This window comes from Brucella ciceri (genome assembly GCF_041930145.1).
GTDB classification, from domain to species: Bacteria; Pseudomonadota; Alphaproteobacteria; order Rhizobiales; family Rhizobiaceae; genus Brucella; species Brucella intermedia.
Genome location: NZ_JBHEEV010000003.1, coordinates 494,170 through 517,679, shown reverse-complemented (window position 1 = coordinate 517,679; position 23,510 = coordinate 494,170). Strand labels below are relative to the sequence as shown.

Genomic DNA, 23,510 nt, shown 5'->3' with positions numbered 1-23,510 from the left:
CTACCAACACGCCAATTGGCGTAGTCAAAACCGCCGAGGCTCTAATCGCCGTTGGATGAAAGTTCAGTGGCAGGTCAATCTTAATTGCGGACAACGTATAGAACAGACACAAATATTGGGAAAACGCCGTTTTGGAGCCCTTATCACGCGCCTTTTGGATTTAATATCACTCGAATACAAAACGGTGCCACTATAATCATGCTTATAATGGCACTATTCTGTATAGACTCATACTAAATACCATAATTTATTTTCTGAGCTTATTTATAACTCATCTCAACTTTTAAGTCACGAATACGCTGCTCGCATTTAAGAAATTCTTCACTTTTTGATATTGTTAATCTTTTGTCGTCCCCAGATATAGCCAAAGTATGCTCCCGGTCTATCGCATGTATATAATCGCCTATATATTTATTTAATTTTAGCCCTTCCCAATCCGCGTTTTCTTTCGTGACCAATTGCAGCATAAGATAATAATCTTCCATATATTTATGATCATCAAAATATCTTGTGTTTTTGATGTTCAAACAACTCAAATCGAGCAAAAAACTATGGATTGGTGCATGGTTATTGCTCACAAACTCCTCAAAAGAATAACCATATTCATACACCTTTGATCTATCTAGAAAAACATTTTTCCCAGAAAGATAACGAGCTACAAAGGTACGTCCAAAAGATATTGCTGTATTGGTGGCCTTTAAACGGCTGACGAGGTATTCATAAGCTGTGGGCAATAAAAGGTCATCGTAATCAAGAATCCCAGCATATCTGGTTTTAACGGCGCGAAGAGCCTCGTTAAGCATCTTGGAGCGGACATCGCCTTTTCCATCAGGCGATACAAAATGCATTATCTGAGGTCGAAAATATTCGCTTGTTCCAAATTCAGTGAGCAGATGGTCTAGCTCAGACTTCTTTTCATCGCTCAAATCCTGTGCTGCAATAAGCGGTACTATGTTGCAGCCCATCATTGCAAATAGCGAATAAAGGGCATTCCGCAGCTCGGTAAAATCAGCCGCGTTATGAATTCGAATAACCGTGGTGATCAATGGGCGATCAGCAGGCTTTACAATACTCGGGTTTGAAAGAAAACAGCGTGCATCCGTACGCATTCGGACGTTAGTGAAACCACCGGTTTTGGCTTCATGCGAAAAAACGACAACAGGACTTGTATATAAGGAACCTGCATCGACAGATCCATTTTCCGTGACATTTAAAAATGGCTTATCATCTCCGTAAAAATTCGGAATTACCGCCGCACCGGTTTTGGCAGCGGTACGCAACATCTTTTCCAATGTCGTCGACGTGAATACGCATGGAGAATGAAATTCAATTGTGAAATCCGGTGATCCAGCATCCTGTGGCACAATATCCGTCAGTTGTTCGGCCAAACGAGAGGATGAAACTGAAACCCGAGCCTTCCTGAATATCGTAGAATTTTTCAGACACCAGGCGAATTTTTCAAACAACACCGGGTCGCCTTTTAATCCGTCTATAATAAAGTCAGGCACCGACAGCAGAACTGTGGTTTCGGGAGCGATCTCCGCCTCATCATTCAATGCGCATGAATATTCCTTGCCGGTCAGTGCCCTCCCAATTGAGTTTAGGTAGGCATAGCCATGGCGCGTATCAGGCTCCAGATGTGCCCCTTCAGCCCATTCATTCCATGCGTTGACCACGATAAATCGTTCTGATTCAGATAGGTGCTTACGGCTAAAATCTATTGAGTTTTCCAACCACTTTTGGAAGACTGGAGGTGTACCACCGTGAAGCATAATCCCGGCGTCATTATAGCGCGGGGTATTATCCCACATCGGCACAACTGAGCGCAGATAAGTAAAGTCTTTAGGTTCCGTTTGTGAACCATAAAATTCCGCCACTTTTGGGTAGGAAAGAACACTCCCCTGCATAGGAACATACTGTTTCAATTCATCCTTCATCTCAGGGACAGCTCCAGATGTCCAGTCATGAAGTACACGTTCGACACCCGCATCCATATCGAATTCTCGCGGATCGGTCGCACCACGTGTCAGAACCGCGACGATATAGGGGGCCTGCAATCCCTCTTCTTCACAAACCCTACGCCATACAGCGACATATTCACGGGCCGTATCGATGTGGGACGGTCGATAAACAAACAATACCGGGCGCCCATCAACCTTGATATATCGCTCATCCTTGAAGAAGGGGATCAGGTAACGAATAAAGGCTTGCGCATCCTCAGTAGAATATTTTTGGCCCAGAAGAATTTCACTTTCATTCCCGTCCCAGCGCTTAGTCCAGTTCTCATTGGCCCAGCAAAAGCAGAATGGCATAGGAATGTCCCTATTTGCCAGTAGCATTTGTGCTGGCTCTTCCAGAATTAGCCGTCCACCAAACCAATAATGATAGAAAACTTGGCCATAAACACCAGATTTTTTCATTTGATCTGCCTGCAAACGCATTACGCTGGGGCTATCGAGCAAATAATATCCGGTATCACTATGTGGAATGTGTTGTTGATAATGGCCTTCAAAAAGCGGATTAGTAGCGCGTACTTTAGTCCACTCTGTAAACCCCTTGCCATGCCACTCGTCGTTCTCTGGAGTGGGGTGAAATTGAGGCAAATAATAAGACAATATTTTTACATCGGAACTTTTCGTGTCTGACGAAAAATCCTCCTGTTTTTCGTAATAACGATAGTCTTTTATCGAATCGCTTTGATATAGTCTAAATATCTCTCCCTCAGCTCGGTCTGCGAACAGAAGGATAAGACGCTCCAATGCATGAGCTATTGTTCCATCGCTGGCAATTGGCTCCAACGGAAAATCATTAACTGTGAGTGGGAGCGTCAAAAACTCACTTAATGCATTTCCGCGCGCCCAAAACATAGATCCTTCTGGAAAGTCTACAACCATATTTTTATCAATGGAATAATCTGTATAACGCTCGACAATTTTACGAGCCAATTCAAAATTTTCGCTCCAGCCTTTTGGATCTCTTATAATATGTGTCAATTCTTGCGGAACAATAACCTTAGCTCGATTTTGTAAAAGTTCAAAAATCTGATCTACGGTTTGAGTATCGTCGTCTTTTTTCCCTAAAAGTATATCGAATATCTGAGAAGACCATTGAGAAAGTGACGCGTTGTGAGGGCTCTTCTTAGTATGGAAGTGACCGAAGATATCGTACTTTGCCAATTTCGCACCAAATTGAACAATCATTGGTGCAATATCGCGGCCCCTATTTGGAACGTCTTGAATATGAATTTCGGACACTTGTGAGAGTGCCTTCATACAGCGGCTGCGTACATTCGATTTGTTCGCGTTCGAATTAACAGAAACAAACAGATCGAATTTCACCGGAATATTCTTCAATCGATCAAGAATACCGTCAAGCATATCCTCATAATGTAAATGAAGATGAACCGCGACACGAAGATCACCTCTCAATATTGGTACGTTTTTTTTATATGGATTAGGGTCCAAATAGTGTGGAATTATACGCAATCTCGAACCGGTGGTAAGCAGCTCTTGCGATCCGTTAGCGGCGTTAAGAAAGGCTCTTCTTGCACGTAGTCGCGCTGGCAACTGCCCGGTAAGCGTCCACCATGTTCCTTTTACCGCTGCACGTCCCAGACGGGCAAGCTTAGGAAAACGCGACAATCCCTTGCGAATTGGGGCCGTCAGTATCCAAGTAGTACTACTGGTTATCTCTGAAAGTGCGCGCTCGACATTCCTACGAGCATCGCCCTCGTGGGCGATGTATTGTCTTAATTCTTCGATTTCCTTACGTTGAGACTCTATATTTTTCTTTTGAAGCTCAATCCTGTTTGCCTGGGACTGAGCATCGCTCAGCAAAGCGCTGTTATTTTTTGACAGTTCTTCGTTTGTGCTACTTATCGTTATCAGGTTCGATTGAACCGCATGCAATTCATTTTTCAACGACTCAATATGGTCTTCCAAAGCCGCCTTGGTTCTGGACAATACCAACTGGTTAACCAGAGCCGCGCCTCTGCTGGAAAAAAGCGTTCGCAATCTCGCCTTGTTGGCTGGATTCTTTGCTAATTCGAAAAGCGCTGCAACCTCCGGAGGCTGGATTTCCCCAAGAGAAATTACACCCAAGCCATGGCTATGCTTGAAACCGATGGAAGGATATTGAGCTCGCAACTCTTCCCATAATTTCCAAACTCCGAAATCGTCTCTACGCACCTCGATGTCATGGAATAACACTATACCACGATCTGACATCGCTGACTTCCACGTTTCGAAGTCATGCCTAACCGCTTCATATGTGTGCGTTCCGTCGATATGCAGCACATCTATAGAGCCATCAGAAAAGTAAGGGCGGGCCTGATCAAAAGTCGCCCGCAACAATGTGGAAAAGGCGGAATATTTCGGATCGTGGTATGCACTGACTTCTTCAAACAAGCCATCCTCACGCTCCATATGAACATCGCCCTGCCAGGTATCCACTGCTGTCCCGGTCGAGCCAAGTTGCAGAGTCGCCACTGCCTGGCACATTGCGCAGTACGAATTTCCTCGATGGGTCCCCAACTCCACAAAACGTGCAGGCTTGGAAACTTTCATCAACCAAAAAATGAACGGGATATGTCCAACCCAGTGCTCAAAAGGGACAAGCCGATCTGGCATCCAGAAAAATTCATCTCCAATATTCAATTCAGAAATGATGTCCAGAAGAATTTTTGTGTCGTCATTTTGGCGCATAGTTGGACCCGTCATGGTATCGCGATTGGCTTAGGAAACTGTATCGAGAGCCTGGAATTTTCCGAAACCTCTTGACGCCACATTCCATCAGGCGAAGCTTCTAAGCTCACATTCTAACCATAGCCTACTATAAGGCTGTGATTCATCCTAGTAGTCGAATTACGGCGGCAGGATCAAATGCAGGAACTTCGACTGGTATATCTTCGATTTTATTTCTGATCGGTGTTATCTGACCGATCATTTCTTTCTCAGCACGATTGACCTCATCCTCCAGCGCCTGTGCAATTAACTCAGGCGTAGGCAAATCGATGCTTGTTATAAAGCCGCTTCTGCTGGCAAGATCTTTATTCATATATTTGTTGGTGATGGTCCTGATACCAGAATAGGCCATTTCCAGAGGAGGATAACTTGGATGAGGCGAGATCATAAGAGAAACGCCAACAGAGGCCTGACTTAACAGACGGGCATATTCATCAAGCGGCATTTTACCGGTGACAGTGCAATTTGGTACTGATCGTACAAAAGAGGAATCAAATTCCTCGCCAATGCAGTATACCTTCCATTTATTAGCCAGAACAGGGTTCCTTCTTGCCCAAAGGGCCAAACCGTCAATTCCCGATTCAAAACAATTCCGCAATGCAGCAGGCCTCGAATAGAACAGAATGATTCTTTCTCGCGGCACACGAGTGAGCGTGGCGTCCACCTTTGCATTCGGCGTATAGCTTATGAGCATCTTGGCGGGGTGACTATATCTCGTTTCAAAATATTGCAGAAGTTCCTCCGAGTTAATGAGTGCTATAGTATCATCACCCCGCATATAGGTCGATTCCGCCAAGGCATAACGTGTAGACCAGCCATAAAAATCAGGTTCAAAGTCTTGTATCAGGTAGACAACCTTTGGCGCATTGCCAAACAAGCTTTTCTGAAGGTCGTGCAACCGGAATGCGTTTAATGCGGTCCACCAGGCCGTAGCGACAAAAACGTCATCGGGACGGAGATCCAGATATTTCTGTCTTCTCTGCGTCGCATCAACAATAACCCGCTTTGCGGGAGCCTCGTCCCCTATCTGCTGAACAATATATTCTTTCAAACTATCGGGTACATCTCCCACACGAGCTTCTGTTACGATAACGCGGACATCTACATCGTCGCCAGCTACAGCTACTATCTGATCAAATATTTTTAGCGCAGTATCGATCCCTCCGAAGATCGAAGCCGGATCAATGATCGGCAACATGAGGTTTAATCGCCGCTTCCCGATCCGCTGGGGAGCCGCGAGTATGCGCAATGTTTCTCCTATTTTCATAGAAGCCACTCCAACCGCACCGTGCTCCGAACCCAAAAGCGGTATAAATTTACGATTGATGCCAAGTCGGCTTTTCTTGGGTGCCCGCGTAGTAACACGTGCCCAACTATGCCCCGATCTCTCAACAAACAGTAATAATGACCTCTCTATAGCGTGCGCGAGAGTGCCATCAATTTGAGCATTTTCTTCTGGAAAATCGTCAAAAGATAAATCGAGATCGAGAAGCTGTTTAATAGCCGCCGAACGCCCCCAAAACATCGACCCCGAAGGAAACTCAAGGATGGTGTTCGAATCCAGAACGACGCCAATTCTTGCCAACAGCTCTTTGGCAATTGGGAAATCGAAACCCCAATTGATATGCTGTTTTATTGGCTTGGCATGCTCCGGATAAACGACGCCAATATTCTCAGATGAAAGTATCTCTAAATTGGATCTAACGATGGGTTCGCTGCCCGCCAAACTCTCAAATAAATAGCGACGCCAGACGTTTCCGAGCCCATCAGCGTGTAAGGATTTTTTTGAATGTACATGTAAAAATGCTTCATACCGATCATAAACGTCACGAAAAGCAATATATTTAGGTGCAATATCGCGACCTCTGTTCGGCGTCACACGAATTACGACCTCAATCGCCCCGACATCAGTTCCGTCGATTGCATCACGAATCCTATTCTTCTTTTCTTCAGTATCTGTCGTAATAAACAAACCAAAAGGAACAGGGATATTTTTAATATAACCAATTATTTCCTCCGTTAATTCGGGATAAAAAATATGTGCTACGACAGCTACTCTATCGAAAATAATATCACCTTCCGATTGTTCGAAAGGAATATTTAACGACGGATTGATATCATCTGGCAATGTTCGTGCAGTGACAGCACCAATGCTATTCAACTTCCCGCCTTGGAGATTTTGATCCGTAATGTAGGAGGAAACTTCGTACGAACCCAATTTAAAACTAATAAACTTCAAACTGTGCATTACTAAGCCCGTCACTCCTCTCGTTTTCAAAACATGGCTAGCTCGACGCACGTAGTACATATAAATGTTCCAAAATTCACAAGTTGGGCAGTTTAACATCGTTTGAGCATTATGCGGGTATGAGGCCCATTGGACGATCTTTCGATATGGCACTCATATCCATCATTTTGCACCATCAAGAAATAAGGGATAGCTGAAACAGAGCCACAAAAACACCCTAATAAGCGCAATTCAGAAAAATAGGCGTTAACCATTTTCTGCCTGCCAAGCGCGAGCCATCGCCTCAATTTTTTTCTCTGCTTTTGCGATCATCGGCGTATAGCGACTATTATCAAACCCCCACAGAGTGGAAGTGACGCCTTCATTATACCCAACAATAAATGGGATACAAACAACCACCCGGAGTCCTTTCTGCCTTTCCAAATATCTATCTACCGTGTTCGTGACTGCATCCGTATCGAGCGGGTCCCATTTTGATAATAATTCCAACGCGCTCCGATTATAGATGTTGAATACCATACTGGTCATTTTATCGATTATGACGTAGGTGCGATCACCCACTGTCTCTACAGACAGCACTTTCGCTTCCGGATTAATATCAGCCATTAAACCTGAAAAAATATCCCAGTTGTTTTTTTGGGTATCTAGATATTGGTTAACCTGTCGTAGAACTTCATCATAATTTTGTGGAAGAAGCGCGTCATCTTCCATAACTGTTAGTCTCTCAATGTTATTGTAAAGCGCATATCGTGACAGAGCGTTGAAGCTGCTGCCACATCCAATCCAGCCGATCCTATGACGAATTCCGTCAAACACTTGACAAGATTCAGGCCGCGTCCGAGCTATCGTTTTTCGTCGTTCAATTGTTTCGGGCAACGAAAGCACAAAGAAATTGCTATTATTAGCAATATAAACAGGATTCTCTAGAATAGCATTAGCAGGAATTGCCCCCAAGACCACTAGAAAGCGATCCAACATAAATTCAAAACGTTTTGAACTCGTGGAAACTGCCTGTTGAACAGCTTGCTTCAGATAATCTACATCATCAAGCATCTGAGCAGCGGCACTCATCATGCTATCGACTGACCCCTCGTCAAAATAGCGTACGGCGCCTTCAAGTTCTGGATATTCGCCCTGATCTTGAGACCCCTCGGAAAGAACCGGTACGCCCAACGATATGCACTCGCAAATACGCGGCGTCTCCAGCAAAGCACCATCATAATAATGAATATTTACAACAACCCGTGCCTGGCAAATGATATTATACATTTCATCGCCGAATACATCATTGCATATTTTAACTTTATACTTCTTCTGAAGACGCGATAGGAATTTTCGCCTGCGTTCAGAGCTCAGATTATCCCCATAGAAAACAAAATCGTATTTTTTAAGCATTTCACCTTCAAAGCACCACTGGACCGTGCCGATCGGCAGATAATGCACCTTAGGATACTCAACCCCCTTCCGAGCAAGAAAGTCTATATTGCTGAGAGAATACTCGAGGACGCCGAGAGATTCCTTTAAAATTTTTATGTATTCCGGAGTAAACCAACGAGAGCTAACGGACTGCTCTAGTTGAAACACAACACGCTTGTTAGCGGGCGGAAGTTGCGCAAACATCTGGGGGCAGAGAACGATGTAGAACTCATGGTTGAAATCCTCCAGAGGACCTGTCAGAACTTCACTCGCGATGCCATGTATGGACAAGCGACTGGATATTGCATTTGCTATAAAAAGAGTATGCGGCGTACACATAATCCCCCATGCAAGTTTATTTCCACTCGCCAGACGACGATGCAATTTCACTTGTGTCTGTTCGTCACGATACCATCTTAGCCGACGCGCCAGACCGGAAAAATCTCCGCGAGCCAAGTAACGTAACCCATTAGTTAATTGGCAAAAACGGCTTCGCAATTGTTTCATGGTTGTGAGCTCCAATATCGCGCCAAGTGGCTTATTCCGAGATCTGTAGCCTGTGCCTTGAATCGGGCGCAGAAGTTAGAATCCAAAACCACTAACAAGTTTATGCATCATTGGATATTTCAACTCCGGCATGTAAATGTATATGCGATGCACAGACGTTACAAATATCGGTTTTTTTCCTCCGAAACATTTCCCGAGCGCAAAACAGCTTTGTGCCGGACAAGGTCACAAGATGAAGAGCTAAAACTGCTCATTAATTTTGTTGAGCGGAACAATTCCTATTTGTCAGGCCCCAAAATAAAGTGGCAAAATCTCCGCCGGAGTGCCGTCCATCTTCACACGTCCATGCTCAAGCCAAATTACTCTGTTGCAATTTTTTTCCATCAGTTCTTTCGAATGGCTGGCCAGGACCAATATTTTTGTCGAGTCAACCAGATCGCGCATTCGCGCGTTAGCGCGATCCTTGAAATCTTCATCCCCGGTCGAAAGCCATTCGTCCATAATCAATATCTCCGGTCGAACAGCCGTCGATGTGGCAAAAGCTAACCGCAACTGCATACCTGATGAATAGGTGCGGAAGGGCACATCTAGAAATTCTCCAAGTCCCGAAAAATCGGCAATCTGATCAAATTTCTCTGCAATTTCTTCGGGCGGCATGCCCATCATTGCGGAACGAAGTCGAATATTCTCACGCCCTGTCGCGTCCGGATCAATACCGAGATTGATGTTAATCAACGAGACACAGTGCCCATCAATGACAGCACTTCCATGCGTTGGCGTATAAATACCTGATAGCACTCGTAACAAGGTGGTTTTACCGGAGCCATTATGCCCAATCAGCCCAACCCGATCACCATCCCTAAAGGCCAGCGACACATTATCAAGACCGCGCACAATCACGAGACGGTCTGTACGCCTTTCAATCTTTCCGCCTGTTGCGATACTAAGAACGCGATTTTTAAGGGAACGGCTCGATGAATTATAAATAGGAAATTCAACGCATACATTTTGAAGCTCAATTGCACTCATTGTCTACAACCAATACGCTACACGCCAACGATACCGCCCGAAAAACACGATTGCGATGGTCCAACCGACAATCGCAAGAGCGATGGTAAAGCCCCAGTCGAGCATTGTTGGAGCGGTCCCAAGTAGTGGAGCTCTGACAAGCTCTATCAAGTGAAAGAATGGATTCCATTCTATAAAGGCGCGCGAAACATGATCTGGAAGAATCTTTACCATCCACATGATAGGCGTCGCATAAAACATCACTTGCAGTACATTTGCCACGACCTGCGTCATATCGCGAAATCTGGCACACAAAACGGCCAAGATCAGCGTAATCCACGCAAGATTGACACATATCACTAAAAATCCAGGAAAAGCCCACAGAACATTTAAATTCAGCATTCTGCCGAGGATGACGAACAAGATGGGGAAAATAACGATGTTATGGGCGAATATTATGATATTACGCCAAATTGTGCGCAATATATGCGTAAACAATGGCATGCGGACTTGCAGAATTATACCTTCGGAAGAGGTAAACGTTGTGCAGCCTTCGCCAATAGCCGTTGAGATAAAACCCCATGTGATGATTCCGGCGCATAGATACGGCAGAAATTCACGCATCTCGCTCTGAAAGAGAGTACCAAAAATCAGGCCAAGCGCACCAATAAAAACCGCCATGTTGAGCGTGAGCCAAAAAGCCCCCACTCTAGAGCGACGATAACGCTGCGCGACGTCCTGCCATCCAAAAATCAACGCCAGGCGATATTTGGACAAAGCTTCCACAATGTCACCAATGGCAACCTTTGGCCCTTTGGTTGGCTCTGCCGCTACAATGTCGTGGGACACTCTCGCTCCAGATATCTCGATACTCATGATGTTCCCCGGGCTAATCTCTTATTTGTCACGACTGCCACTTTCTCGAATATATTTGTCAATCCAATGGGCGTAATTGAAGAAATGTTACCATTAAGTCAACTCCGTCGTTACTCCCGAATATGGCGCATTTAGGGTTCCCTCATTCTGGCGCTATTTCAGGGCAACGAAGAGATATAGCGAAAGAGGCAAATTTGCATCGAAAAACGGGCATAGAATGTCTGCGTAATTTTTGTTGAGATCGTGTCCCTGTCGGGGAACATTCGAAAAAAGAAACGGAGCACTGCCATCAAGCGCGCATCCTGCACGCAAGATGGAATCGAGGCCTATTTGAACAAAAACAACAGGAATTGGATTTTGTCAGTGTTTCATGGCTGGGGCGCCTGGATTCGAACCAGGGAATGGCGGTACCAAAAACCGCTGCCTTACCGCTTGGCTACGCCCCAACAAATCAAACCGAAGCAATCGGTTGCGCGGCCTTATAGCCGCTTCGAAACCGGAGCGCAATCGCCTAATCGCGAAATCCCGCGCAAGCTTACAGCCTCCGTGAGGGACGTTTTCAACACCAAAGCATGTCGCGCTTTATCCTATTCAAGTGCCATGCTTCAAACTCCAGTTTTCACGCATGTCGTTATCCCAAAACCGGTTCCCACTTTCGGGAGACATGCTCCAGGACCACTAGCCGTCACATAAAGCGAAACCGTCGATTTGCGCCCCGCTTCAAAGCTGCTACTTCCTATTGAAAACTGTGTTCTCGGTGTTCGCTATGCTGTTTCTGTTGATCTCATTTCTCGTGAGCGCTGCCTTGTGCGGCATCGGTCTCTATCTGCTGAACCGGCTCTTGCCCGAGCGCTTTCTTGCAGCCCGCATGAGTTCGCGTTCCAACCATACCACAGTGGCCCGACAGATCGGCGGGCTGGCGCTCATTCCCGCAATCATTGCGACGTTGCTGATCTTCGCCCCGGATCTGGAAGTCAACGCTCAACTGGCGCTCTGGCTTTCGGGGGCCTCGCTATTGCTCTGGATCGTCGGAGGCCTGGATGACCGCTACGAGCTCTCGGAAATTGTCCGGCTGGGGTCGCAGTTCATCGCTGCCGGGGTCGTTGTTTACGGTCTGGGACCGGATTTCCGGCTGTTGCCGGAGCTTTTGCCGCACTGGCTGGAGGCTGCGCTCATTGTCAGTGCGCTCATGGTAGCGATCAATGTGACCAACTTCATGGATGGTCTCGACCTGATGACCGCGGCGGGCATAGGGATTCCGCTGGCTGGCATCGGCATTCTGGCCGCCCTTGGTCTCGCCGGGCTGGAGAGCGGCGGCATCGCAATTATCGCGGCGGGCGGAATTCTGGGGTTCGCGCTGTTCAACCGCCCGCCAGCCACGATTTTTCTGGGTGATTCAGGAAGCCTGCCGCTTGGGTTGATTACAGGCACGGCGCTGATCCTGCTCGCGCGCGAAACGCATATCGTCGTCGCGCTGATCCTGCCGCTCTATTACATTCTCGATGCAGGGACCACCATTGTGATGCGGCTGAGCCAGGGCGAGAATATCCTGAAAGCGCATTCCAAGCATGCTTACCAGACAGCGAAGCGCTCGGGCTGGAGCGTGCTGAAGGTCGTCGGTCATGTGGCGCTGCTTAATCTGGTTCTCATCGCCTGCGCCATTGCGTTGCTCGCTCTCGACAACACAATCACGCAGGTCGCCTTCCTGCTCGTGGCAGTCGTCGCGACGCTGGTTCTGCTGCTGGATTTCCGCGGACGCTTCAGGAAGCTATAACGTCGAACAGAACCTTGCGGACCGCATCGACATCGCCGCTTTCCATCGCAATGCGCAGTGCGGCAAGGCTGGCTGGAACATCCACGGCTGCCTTGTTGCCTTTCGGCGCGCGCATGATCTTTGGATGGCGCGTCGGCTGTGCCAGTGACGGATCGTAGAAGAGTTCCTCGTACATCTTCTCGCCTTCGCGAATTCCCGTCACCTCGATGGCAATATCGCCATGCGGGTTCTCTTCATTACGAACGGTCAGCCCTGCCAGCAGGATCATGTTCTCTGCCAGATCGCGAATCCTGACCGGTTCGCCCATCTCCAGCAGTACCGTGTCACCGGATGCAGCGATGCCACCGGACTGCACGATAAGCTCTGCGGCTTCCTTGATCGACATGAAATAGCGGGTCATGTCGTCATGGGTCAGCGTAATCGGACCGCCACTGGCAATCTGCTCGCGGAAAAGCGGAACGACCGAACCGTTCGATCCGAGCACATTGCCGAAACGAACGGAATAGAACGCCTTCTTCTTTCCCGACTGCTCGGCGAGCATACCGCAATAATATACCACCAGTTCGGCCCAGCGCTTGGTTGCGCCCATCACATTGGTTGGCCGCACTGCCTTGTCGGACGAGATGAGGACCATGCGTTCGACGTCGGTCTCAAGAGCCGCCTGGGCCACTTCCAGCGTGCCGAAAACATTGTTGAAGATGCCGACCAACGGGTTCTTTTCGACAAGCGGCACATGCTTGTAGGCCGCGCAGTGATAGACCGTATCGACATTGTGGTCGCGAATGGCCTTCTCGACGCATTCGCGGCTGCTCACCGTGCCGAGGATCGGCACGATCTCGCAACCGGCTATCTGTCTCAGTTGCCTGTCGATGTTGTAAAGCGCGAACTCGCTTGATTCGAAAAGGACGATGGAGACGGGGTTCCATTGCGCAATGGTGCGGCAAAGCTGGCTGCCGATCGATCCGCCGGCCCCCGTCACCATGATGCGCCGGCCCTCGACCACTTCCCGCAACAGTGCCGCGTCCGGCGGCACCGGCGAGCGACCAAGCAGGTCGTCGATTTCAACATTGCGGAGCGAGCTGACCAGATATTTGCCTGCCGTCAGATCGGCAATCGGCGGAAGAATGCGCGTATTGACCGGAAGGCGCCCAAGAAGCCGCGCAAAATCCTGACGTTGCTTCTGTTCCAGCCCCGGTTCCGATACGACCACCTGCTTGATGCCGTAGTTTTCGATCAGGGCGGGAATGTCTTCCACGCCGTAGACACGCAGTCCCACGATATCCATGCCATTGAGCTGGCCATCAGGATCGACAAAACCGACAACCAATGTGTCACTATGGCTGCGAAGCGCGGTTGCGAGCTGGCGCGCGGGTTCGCCCACGCCAATGATCAATGCGGAACTCGTATAACGTTTGTCAGATTCAGCGCTTCGCAAAAGCCATTTTGCACCGAACCGGCTGGCCGAGATGAAAACGGTGCTCAAAAGCCAATAGAGCAGCGGAACCGAGCGCGGCAGGCCCGCGCTGCCGTAAAGTTCCATCAGGAACACCAGCGCAACCCAGAAGAGCGAGGCAATGGCCGTGGCCTGAAAAATCGGCCAGATCGCACGTTCCGCCAGATAGCGGATAATGGCGCGGTAGAGGCCGAAGCGAATGAAGACCGGGATTGCCAGAACGGGCGCGATGAAAATCAGGAACGTTTGTCCCTCGTTCGGCACGAAAACGAAGCCGAGCCGGATGACGAACGCGATATAGGCACTCAGCAACAGCAGAGCGCAGTCGCTCAGCATCAGGATGATCTGTTTGCTGGCGCGGGGCAAAAGCGCCAGTCTCTGCCATGGATATTTCAAACTCATACGCGTGTAATCCCGCTCTCCCACGGAGAGAAATACCGGAACGATTCCAGCGCCATAAGGCTATTCATACTACTATTGGGGACTAAAATTTAGTCAATCCCTTCGCGGCTTGCCGCACGTCGTAGCTGCGAAGCATTCAAATTTCTCGCCACCGTTATCATGAGTCCTACGGCAGGACTATATCAATTGCCGTTTCAGGCGCTTAACAAACATCTTTTGGCCAAATTGGGGCCGCGTTCGGTCTCGTGGGTTCCCGCATGTCCCTGCCCCAAACCGGTTGCCGCTTTCGGGAGACCGCCAGAGCGGACGCGCTCGCACAGGTTCGCGCTTCCGCTCCATCGCTTTGATTTACCGCATTTGTTCGACGCCAGATAATTCCAGCTGACAGCAAAATGCCCTAGGCAATTATCGTGCCGCTACGAATGCTTCGCCAGTTCGTGCCATCTGAATAGGCCATTTCAGCGTCGGACGGGGCGTTCGTCACAAAGACCAGCGCACCGGTGCCATTGTTTCCGGCAGGGGGCAGCGCCGCGAAAGTATAGGACGCGGGACGGATGGGACCATCAACATGAAGCTTCGTCTGCGGCCAGACCGAGCCTATGGCAACATTGCCTGTGGCGTGATCGATCTTGATCGCCTCCTGCCATCGCCCGCTGTCGCTGCTGACCTTCACGCTGAAATCGTTGCTGCCGTTCAGCCCCATTTCTGCAAAACCGGTCCAGTTCGTCTGGTAGAGAAGGCTCGCCGTATCGGTCATCGCCTGCTTGTTCACCTTTACCCGGTGCCCCGCCCCGGCATTGTTGAACAGGCTGGCATCGGACGAAACCGCCAGCCGGTTGACCGCATCGGCCGTCGCTTGAACACCGAGCATGGAGAGCGACAGGTTGTCAGGAACCGATGAAACGCCCTTCCAGAGCGCGCCGTCGAAAACGAGCAGTTGCGCTTCGTCCTCCACATACACCTGCCAGCCGACAGCGGGCGCAACAAACAGCCATCCGCCATCGATGAAGGAGGCAATCATCCCCTCTTTGCCGGCCCAGTTTCCCAAAGCGGGCGCGGCGGCCAGATAACGGTCTCCGCCGGCAGGGGTTTCTGGCGCGTCGGTCCGGCTACGCGACCTGACGCTCAGATGCGCCACGGCATCGAGCAACCGCAATGCCTCATTGTGGGTGACATGCTTCTGCGCCTGGCTGGGCAGGATATAGGGCAATTTCAGATTTGGGGTTTGGTCCATGAAAAACTCCTCGCGATGAATGATGCGAGGAGTCTATTTCTGTCATGGGTGGAGGGGATAAGTCCGATCAACTTCCGCGATAGGTGGAGTATGACCATGGGCTGACGAGCAGCGGCACATGGTAATGGCCGTCGACATCCGCAATTGCGAAGCGGATCGGAATAAGATCGAGAAACGGCGGATTGGCCAGCTCCGCACCGCGCCCCTCGAAATATTCGGCCACATGGAACTGCAATTCATAAGTGCCGGTCCGCATTTCGTCGCCCGTGAGCAGCGGCGCATCCGTGCGGCCGTCGAGATTGGTCACCGTGCGCTTGATGAGTTCGGACGCACCGTTGGCGGCTATCCGATAGAGCTCGATGCGCATGGCGGCTGCGGGGCTGCCGTGGGCGGTGTCGAGAACATGCGTGGAAAGCTTACCCATAAGTCTACCTCAATATGCTCAGGCAGGTTTGATCGTTTCGATGCGATAGATGGCATCGGAGAAGAAAAACTCTTGCAGATTGTCCTCCTTGCCTGCCCTGTCGACAACCAGAAAATCGGATTTCTGCTCCAGCGCCAGCAGCGGGTGGTGCCACGCATTGCGCAGATAATTGACGCCCTGGTCACCACGCGCCAGAAACACACGCGGGCGGGCGGGCTTGCCGCCAGCATCTTCGGCGACTACCACGAGGAACGGCCTGCCGTTCAACGGAATGAATGCCTGCGAACCGAACGGGTGGCGTTCCATCATGACGATATCGATGGGCGCTTCGAACGATTGTCCCCTGAAAATATTGACGAGCACCCGGGCCTCGCTGCCAGCGGCTTCGACACGAGCGAGATCATGGTAGCGCTCCGTTGTGTCATTGTTGATCAGGCGAAGTTCCGCTCCCTCCGTCTCGATCACATCGCCAAATGGCGCAAAAGCCTCTTTCGTCAGCGGTTCGACCACCAGAGTTTCGACGCGCAAGTCATCCTCCCCATAAAACAGATTTCTTATAACGACAAAGCTTGTTGACGAGGTCTCTGTCAATCGCGAAGCAGTTTCAACCGAAACAAGAAAAAGCCGGGCGAACCGCCCGGCTTTCATCATGCGGAGAACTGTGAATTTCAGCGCTTCAGAAGCGACATCATCGCAGGTACGCCGCACGCGGCAAGCGCCAGCTTCACAAGGTCGCCAACGATGAATGCGCCGAATCCGAAGGCAATGGCCTTTTCCAGACCGAAGAGATAGGCCATCCAGCCAGCGCCCATCAGCAGGATGACGGCTTCCGCGAGCAGCATAGCACCGCCGAGGGCGAAGGGATTGCGCGCCAGACCCTTGTCGGCGGCGCGTCCGACGATCCAGGCCGCAGCAAGATAAGACAGGAGGTAGCCGCCCGTCGGACCGACCATATAGGCAAGGCCGATGCCCTTTTCCGGCGTGCCGGTGAAGACAGGCATGCCAAGGACGCCCTCAAGCAGATAAAGCGCAACCGTCGCCACGGCGAGCCGCGATCCGTAAAGGGCCGAAATCGCAAAAAGAGCGAAGGTCTGCATCGTCACATTGACGTAGACCAGATCGACCTTGATCTTGGCGGAGATCGTGAGAACGGCTGTTCCGATCAATGCAAGGCCGACAAACCAGAAAGCGCGGGCCAGTTGACTGGTGGGCAGGTATTCTGCAGCGAGAGAGGCGGTGGCGACGCGAGGCTTTACTCTATGAGGCATATCCAACTCCACTTTTGACGCGGCGGCAGATACCGGAATGAAAACTCCCCGGAACCGACCCCTGACGCGATTTCGGCGCACGTGACTGTTCACGTTTGCAACCCGACTATATAAGGCCTATGCCGTTTCATCAATCAAACCAAAGAAGAATGGAAAGCCGCTTCCATGGCGCTTGTTTTCGACAGCAGTTTCACGCCCCAATATGGGGAACCGGTTGAACTGGGTAAAGGCATTTTGCGCCTCACCGTCAATAATCCGAGCGCTTTCACCTTTCACGGCACCAACAGCTATATCATCGGCACCGATACGCTGGCTGTCATCGACCCCGGCCCGGATAATGACGCGCATTATAACGCCCTGATCGGCGCCATTGCCGGTCGCCCGGTCAGCCACATCTTCGTCAGCCATACCCACCGCGACCACTCACCTCTCGCGCAGCGGCTGAAGGAAAGCCTTGGAGCGCGCACCGTGGCCGAGGGAGCGCATCGCCCCGCCCGCCCCTATTATGCGGGCGAAGTGAACATGCTCGAAGCAAGCGCCGATACGGACTTCATTCCTGATATCGCACTGGCAGACGGAGGTACGATCGAAGGCGATGGCTGGGCTCTGCAAGGCATTCATACCCCCGGACATGCCGCCAATCACATGGCGTTCGGCCTGAAGAATACTGGCGTTCTCTTTTCGGCCGATCATGTCATGTCCTGGGCGACATCCATTGTTGCACCGCCGGACGGCTCCATGAGCGATTACATGGTCTCGCTGGAAAAACTGCTGGCACGCGATGACAAGGTCTATCTGCCGGGCCATGGCGGGGCCGTCACCAAGCCTGCTGCTTTCGTTCGCGGCCTGCGTGCGCATCGCAAGATGCGCGAACGGGCCATCTTCGAGCGCGTCCTGCAAGGCGACAGGACGATCGGCGACATGGTGAAGGCCATCTATCGCGATACCGATCCGCGACTGCATGGTGCGGCAGCACTGTCCGTGCTGGCGCATCTGGAAGATCTGGTCGGACGCGGTGAGGTGAAGACCGACGACCACCCATCGCTCGACAGTATCTATATTCGCGGCTGATCATTCCACGTCGGCTGGAGCCCTGTTGACTTCACCTTCCAGCGCGCCCAGAAAATCGGTGATGAAGGCCGCATTCTGTCCCATGTCGCGTTTGCCATAACGCGACAGGGAACGCGCATCCACATAGGTGGTTTCGCCTTCGTCGAGCAGTCGGATGACGATATCGCTCTTGAGGCCCAGAATGAAACTGTGCGCCGTTGCGACAAACCGCGTTGCACTCTGCTCCGGCGAAGGAGCATCATGCGCGATCACCTGCCACCCGAATGTCTTGAAAACCGTTCTGACACCTTGCGCGATACGATCCGGGGCGGCTTCATAGCGGCGTCCGACCACATCGGGAAAGGCCGTCAACTGGGTCAGCGCATCGCCGCTCACCGCCACCGTCAGCGGGTTCATCCATTGCAGGCGTGACGGCATGTCGGGCGGAAATTGCGGTGGCGTCTCAAAGTCGGTTGAGAGGTCGTAGAGCGGTGGGGACGTGTACCACAGTGCTGCCACCAGCCCGACCGGCAGCAACACGGCAAAAGCGAACAGGCCGCCCCAGAAGGATCGCGCACCGCCCTTGTCGCCATTGACCCAGAGATTGCGAAAACCTTTTGCGGCGCAGAGCAGAGCCAGTGCCGCGAGCGCGGTACTCAATCCGGCAAGCAGCACCAGATCGGGCGTTTCGAGCTTCCAGAAGCGGTGCAGAAGAAATGCCATCGCAAGCAAAACAACTGCAAAAATGCCTAGCCGAAGCGACCATACCGCAGAGCGCGACTGACGCCGCTGGTAGCGAAGTTTTCTCATATGGTCTCCCAGACAGCAGTCCCAGGAAAACTGTCTCAACCGGAAAAGGCCCAGACCGCTTCCCGTTGAATGGAATCATGGGAGCGCCCTGTCTCTGTGTTTTCAGGCAATATGAATAGCAGAGAGATTTTCGCTCGGCAAAACCTCAACGCGGAAATTCAGATGCCCCGCCTGCTGCATTGCATGGCAGGGCATTTTTCCTTGGCATTACCGGTCAATAGCGCGCGTCCGGTCAAAATAAAGTTGCCGGAACCGCCCGAACTATTTGTTTCGCCGCATTATCCTGCGCATCGAAGCGGGTTAAGAAATCAGTCCAGTGAACTGATTTCCCCGCGTAGACGCTTCGCACTTTTGCTGGAAATGCTCTAATAGCGCGCGTCTTTCGGCTTTTTCGTATTCGGCCAGTCCTTCACCTTTCCGGCGAAATCAGGACGCGGCATGTGGGTGAAATATTCCGACACGTCGATAGCTTCCTGATCGGTCAGCACACCGCCTTGCCCGATGGGCAGATTGTAGTTCTGGGCAGGCGGCATCGCATATTTGACGAATTGCGCCGCCTTGTAAGTGCGGGCCAGTCCGGCCCCGATATTGAAGCTTTCGTCGCCCCACAGCGGCGGGAAGATATAATCGCCAGCCTGGTCCTTCATGCCTTCTCCGTCAGCACCATGGCAGGTGGAGCATTGTGCAGCGTAGATTCTCGCACCGTTGACCGGATCGGGAACAAGGCTTTCATCGATGGGCCCGGCATTGCGTATCGCCACCTTCGTGCCCTTCTTCACGTCTTGCCGCAGCCAGTCCATATAGGCGACCATCGCCCTCATATCGGCACCATCCGGCGGCAGCGGCTTGCCGTTCATCGAACGCTGGAAGCAGCCGTTGATGCGCATCACCAGATCGACTTCCTTGCCTGCACGGGGCATGACGGCGGGATAGAAATTGCTGGTGTTGATATAGGATGCAACGTTGTCCATCTTGCCCTGCCCCATGTGGCAGGAGTTGCAGTTGAGGCCATTGCCGACATTGTCGGGCAGAAGCCGCGCCGTTTCGTTGAGCAACCGCTTGCCGTGCATGATTTCGGACGCGTTCGGCTGCTTTAGAATGTCCCGGTCCGGCGGAATGACATAGGTTCCGACCTGGTTCTTGTCCTTGTCGAGAACCGCATAGGCCTTGGGAGCCGGAGCATCCAGCGAAGGCCGCAGATGATTGAAAAGGAAAGCACTGCCAGTTACTGCCGCGGCAAACCCCACACCAAGAACGATAATCGTACTGGTTTTCATTGCTTGTTCTCCGGAACATAGTGGACGGGCTTGTGAGCGATTTCACGTCGCATACGCGCGATGTCCTGTTCTGTTATGGCGGCCCCGTGGTTGCCCCAGCCATTGCGAATGAAGTTCAGGATTTCGGCGACCTGCCAGTTGGGAAGATCGGCAAATCCCGGCATGGTGAAGGCCATCCTGTCCGCTGGCGTGTCGGGCGTCCTGCCTCCGGTCAGCGTGACCTGAATGAGCGAGCTTGGATCGTCGGCAAAGACGATCGAGTTGCCGGCAAGTGCCGGATAGATGCGCGGCGCGCCCTTACCGTCCATACGATGACAGACCGAACATTGCTCGACATAGGACAGGGCGCCCGGCGCGGTGAAATCTCCCGCCTTGAGAGCAGCCGTCGTCACGTCTTCCCTAGGCTGCCATTCGCGTGCACGACCTTCGCTTGGCGCCAGCGATTTCAGGTAGCGGGCAATCGCCCGCAAATCGTCTTCCGCAAGATGCTGGGTCGAATGCTGCACGACATCGGCCATCGAGCCGAATGCCGCGGTGCGATCGGTACGTCCGGTCTTGAGGAAGGTGACAATCTCGTCTTCAGCCCATGTCGAAAGACCGGTATCCTGATCGCGCAGGTTTTTCGCATACCAGCCTTCCAGAACCGAACCGGAGAGGAACTTGCCTTTCGGATCGTTCTTCACCGCTTTTTCATCATAGGCGAGCCCCCGTGGCGTATGACACGCACCGCAATGGCCAAGCCCTTCGACCAGATAGGCGCCGCGGGCGATCACGGGATCGGTATCGGCCGCAATTTCGAACGGACGCGAATTTCCAAAGAAAAGCTGCCAGTAGGCGAGCGGCCAGCGCAGGTTGGTCGGCCATGGCAAGGTGCTGGGCTGGTTATCCTGCTGGATAGGCTGCACCTTCGACATGAAGAAAGCATAAAGCGCTTTCATGTCCTCATCATTCACGACCGTATAGGAGACGAACGGCATTGCCGGATAAAGATGGACATTATCCCGCCGCACCCCTTGCCGCACCGCACGCTCGAAATCGGCATAGCTATAGCTGCCGATACCGGTTTTGCTGTCCGGCGTGATGTTGGTGGAGTAAATCGTGCCAAGCGGCGTCTGCATGCCGAGCCCGCCCGCAAAAGCCTTGCCCCCCGGTGCCGTATGGCAGGCAGCGCAATCGCCCGCATGAGCAACATACTCGCCCTTTTGGATCAAAGCCTTGTCGGTGACATCGACGGCGCTTTCCTGTCGGGCCGTCAGCCAATGGGGCGTTGAAAGCGCAAAGAGCCAGGCTGCGGCTAGCGCACCCGCGCCGCCGACCGCCGCTTTCCAGATCAGTTTCATGTGCCCTCCGACACCAATTCCCTTGTGATGAGGAGAACGTCGAAGATTCGGGATGAAAGAGCATTGACCGCGATCAAAACCTACCGGGCCCAATGTTTAGCGATCTATGAAATCAACAGCTAATACACGTTTAGCGTGCTTGATAGACAAGGCAAATCGCATTAGGGGCAGCACCCTCCCCGGGCGCAGTTCAATCAGATTACGGCTCATCAGGACTGCAATTGTTTGTTCAACGCGCATCATATCCGAAAACAGTTTTGCACTTTTCGGGATGCGTTCTTAGCCTGCAAAGATCACCAGCTTTAAGAATAAGTGAAAAAAAGCTAGGTAAATCAAATAAAAAGGCATTGCAGCAACCGCTAACAGAAGGCATGATTGCGCACATGGGGGCAGATATTGCAATCGTCGGAGAGGACGGAATGGATCGCGCCCTTCAAAATGGCAGCCCGTTATCGGACGGGACAACCCCAGACGATATGATGACGCTTGAAGCCGTCGAACTGGAGTTCGCGCTTGGGGCCATCGACGTCCTGATCGAAGGTTTCGACTCCGCGCTTGCCAAAGCCGCCGAACGTGTGGGCGGTGAAGTTCTGTTCAACATGCCGGCGCTGGACACCAGCGAAGCGCAACGTATCGGGGCAATTGCCATCGCCGGGCAACCGGAGGACCAGGTCATATTCGTCACGTTGCGCAATGACGGCACAACATTGTCAGTCGAGCCGCCGACCGGCGAGAATGCCGTTTTCGAAAGCCTCGGCCGCAACTATGCAGCCGTCATGAAAAGTCTTTCCCCGAAGGAAAAAGTCAACGGCGCCTGAGCCAGTCATGCAGCCTATTTCGGTGCCGCCTGCTTTGGAACGTCCGCGTGAAGGTTGTGCGGTGCGACCGGGTTGAGCGTCATGGTCGTCTCGACCTCCTTGAGACGCACGAATTTCATCCCCTTCGCTTTCAGGGCCAGCACGCCTTTGACCACGCCCTCGCCCGCCGAACGCGACGGCTGGTTGATATGCGAAATGATGACGTCACCGTCCAGGGCGGCGGCGATGCGGCGCTCGACAGCAGGCGCCATCAGGGAGGCACCCTGATCGCCATTCAATGAATAACCGCCGATCTTGTAGCCCATGCTTGCCGCCAGCTTGACGGCATCGGTCGAATAACGGGCCGTCGCATCGCGATACCAGACGGGCTTCGACATTCCTGCATCCGTGATTGCCGTCGCACCGGCGTCGATCTCCAGTTGGACCGCCTCGAGCGATCCCGCCGTCTTGATCCCGTACATCCTGGGCTCATTGGTGATGGCCGGAATATGCATCGCACCATGATTTTCGATATCGAAAAGATCGGCATTGGCTTTGAGAACCGCCACGGCGGCAGGGTTCTGTTTTATCCATCGGCCCGTCACGAAGATCGTTGCCGGAATCCGGTTCTGAACCAGCATGTCGAGTATACGGTGGTCGGTCTTGCCCATGCAGGCATCAAGCGTCAACGCCACCTGCGGTGACGCGGCACCGCCGCGCGCAATATGCAATTGCGGTTCGACAACCCTGATCGTGTCGTGGCGGGCCTTGTTCTGCGCGCGCTCCTGCGGCGAGATATCATAGGCGCTGGCCATGCTGGTCGCGATGAGGATGGCGGCTCCAGCCGCGGCGATACAACGAAACATGATTACGTTTTCTGAAAA

Annotated in this window: 18 protein-coding genes, 1 tRNA gene and 1 pseudogene; 5 read left to right on the top strand and 15 right to left on the bottom strand. The window is 51.8% G+C overall.

The features are described 5' to 3' along the window. Positions 1-196: pseudogene (locus JNC63_RS08770) on the top strand (hypothetical protein); the annotation flags it as partial. Between the two features lie 64 nt (positions 197-260). Here the strand turns inward: JNC63_RS08770 and JNC63_RS08765 are convergent. The 6 genes from JNC63_RS08765 to JNC63_RS08740 all read right to left on the bottom strand — a co-directional run bounded on the left by JNC63_RS08765 (position 261) and on the right by JNC63_RS08740 (position 11,243). Continuing rightward, positions 261-4,703 (bottom strand): glycoside hydrolase family 99-like domain-containing protein, encoded by a 4,443-nt coding sequence (locus JNC63_RS08765; RefSeq protein WP_374846232.1) that lies wholly within the window; start codon positions 4,701-4,703, stop codon positions 261-263. A gap of 142 nt (positions 4,704-4,845) precedes the next feature. After that, positions 4,846-7,050: a rhamnosyltransferase WsaF family glycosyltransferase gene (locus JNC63_RS08760; protein WP_006473121.1), complete on the bottom strand. Its 2,205-nt coding sequence runs from the start codon at positions 7,048-7,050 to the stop codon at positions 4,846-4,848. 186 nt (positions 7,051-7,236) lie between these two features. Further along, the gene (locus JNC63_RS08755) at positions 7,237-8,913 is read right to left on the bottom strand and encodes a glycosyltransferase family protein (protein ID WP_138725285.1); all 1,677 of its coding nucleotides are present in this window, start codon (positions 8,911-8,913) and stop codon (positions 7,237-7,239) included. Between the two features lie 285 nt (positions 8,914-9,198). Continuing rightward, positions 9,199-9,942, bottom strand: coding sequence for an ABC transporter ATP-binding protein (locus JNC63_RS08750; protein WP_374846231.1), 744 nt, complete (start codon positions 9,940-9,942; stop codon positions 9,199-9,201). 3 nt (positions 9,943-9,945) lie between these two features. Then, positions 9,946-10,797, bottom strand: coding sequence for an ABC transporter permease (locus tag JNC63_RS08745; RefSeq protein WP_006473124.1), 852 nt, complete (start codon positions 10,795-10,797; stop codon positions 9,946-9,948). Positions 10,798-11,168: 371 nt separating this feature from the next. Next, positions 11,169-11,243 (bottom strand) — tRNA-Gln (locus tag JNC63_RS08740). 320 nt (positions 11,244-11,563) lie between these two features. Here JNC63_RS08740 and JNC63_RS08735 point away from each other — a divergent pair. Further along, positions 11,564-12,571, top strand: coding sequence for an MraY family glycosyltransferase (locus JNC63_RS08735; RefSeq protein WP_006473125.1), 1,008 nt, complete (start codon positions 11,564-11,566; stop codon positions 12,569-12,571). Here the strand turns inward: JNC63_RS08735 and JNC63_RS08730 are convergent. The 5 genes from JNC63_RS08730 to JNC63_RS08710 all read right to left on the bottom strand — a co-directional run bounded on the left by JNC63_RS08730 (position 12,558) and on the right by JNC63_RS08710 (position 17,352). Next, positions 12,558-14,426, bottom strand: a complete 1,869-nt coding sequence (locus JNC63_RS08730) for a polysaccharide biosynthesis protein (protein WP_006473126.1) — start codon at positions 14,424-14,426, stop codon at positions 12,558-12,560. The genes JNC63_RS08735 and JNC63_RS08730 overlap by 14 nt on opposite strands. A gap of 397 nt (positions 14,427-14,823) precedes the next feature. Continuing rightward, positions 14,824-15,660, bottom strand: a complete 837-nt coding sequence (locus JNC63_RS08725; RefSeq protein WP_006473127.1) for a DUF2793 domain-containing protein — start codon at positions 15,658-15,660, stop codon at positions 14,824-14,826. Between the two features lie 67 nt (positions 15,661-15,727). After that, entirely contained in the window at positions 15,728-16,084 is a 357-nt protein-coding gene (gene uraH / locus JNC63_RS08720) for a hydroxyisourate hydrolase (protein ID WP_006473128.1), read from the bottom strand. Between the two features lie 18 nt (positions 16,085-16,102). Then, positions 16,103-16,612, bottom strand: a complete 510-nt coding sequence (locus tag JNC63_RS08715; RefSeq protein ID WP_006473129.1) for an ureidoglycolate lyase — start codon at positions 16,610-16,612, stop codon at positions 16,103-16,105. Between the two features lie 140 nt (positions 16,613-16,752). After that, positions 16,753-17,352, bottom strand: a complete 600-nt coding sequence (locus JNC63_RS08710; RefSeq protein ID WP_006473130.1) for a biotin transporter BioY — start codon at positions 17,350-17,352, stop codon at positions 16,753-16,755. Between the two features lie 165 nt (positions 17,353-17,517). Here JNC63_RS08710 and JNC63_RS08705 point away from each other — a divergent pair, with 165 nt between their 5' ends. Beyond that, on the top strand, positions 17,518-18,423 hold the full coding sequence (locus JNC63_RS08705; protein WP_077684212.1) for an MBL fold metallo-hydrolase: 906 nt from the start codon (positions 17,518-17,520) through the stop codon (positions 18,421-18,423). Here JNC63_RS08705 and JNC63_RS08700 read toward each other — a convergent pair whose 3' ends face one another. Then, a complete protein-coding gene (locus JNC63_RS08700) occupies positions 18,424-19,212 on the bottom strand; it encodes a DUF1499 domain-containing protein (RefSeq protein ID WP_006473132.1) in 789 nt (262 codons plus the stop codon). A gap of 162 nt (positions 19,213-19,374) precedes the next feature. Between JNC63_RS08700 and JNC63_RS08695 the strand changes: the two genes are divergently transcribed. Then, positions 19,375-19,581: a hypothetical protein gene (locus JNC63_RS08695; protein ID WP_157796415.1), complete on the top strand. Its 207-nt coding sequence runs from the start codon at positions 19,375-19,377 to the stop codon at positions 19,579-19,581. On the opposite strand, the gene JNC63_RS08690 is transcribed toward JNC63_RS08695, so the two are convergent. Together JNC63_RS08690 and JNC63_RS08685 are read right to left on the bottom strand one after the other, a co-directional pair. After that, a complete protein-coding gene (locus JNC63_RS08690; protein ID WP_006473133.1) occupies positions 19,578-20,489 on the bottom strand; it encodes a c-type cytochrome in 912 nt (303 codons plus the stop codon). The two genes, JNC63_RS08695 and JNC63_RS08690, sit on opposite strands and share 4 nt — an antisense overlap. Then, positions 20,486-21,829: a c-type cytochrome gene (locus tag JNC63_RS08685; RefSeq protein ID WP_006473134.1), complete on the bottom strand. Its 1,344-nt coding sequence runs from the start codon at positions 21,827-21,829 to the stop codon at positions 20,486-20,488. Before JNC63_RS08685 ends, JNC63_RS08690 begins: the two co-directional genes overlap by 4 nt. Before the next feature lie 419 nt (positions 21,830-22,248). Between JNC63_RS08685 and JNC63_RS08680 the strand changes: the two genes are divergently transcribed. Beyond that, positions 22,249-22,647 carry a hypothetical protein gene (locus JNC63_RS08680; RefSeq protein ID WP_006473135.1) on the top strand — a complete coding sequence of 133 codons (399 nt, stop codon included), beginning with the start codon at positions 22,249-22,251 and terminating at the stop codon, positions 22,645-22,647. Positions 22,648-22,661: 14 nt separating this feature from the next. On the opposite strand, the gene JNC63_RS08675 is transcribed toward JNC63_RS08680, so the two are convergent. After that, positions 22,662-23,492 (bottom strand): polysaccharide deacetylase family protein, encoded by an 831-nt coding sequence (locus tag JNC63_RS08675; RefSeq protein ID WP_031352989.1) that lies wholly within the window; start codon positions 23,490-23,492, stop codon positions 22,662-22,664. Positions 23,493-23,510 lie beyond the last annotated feature (18 nt).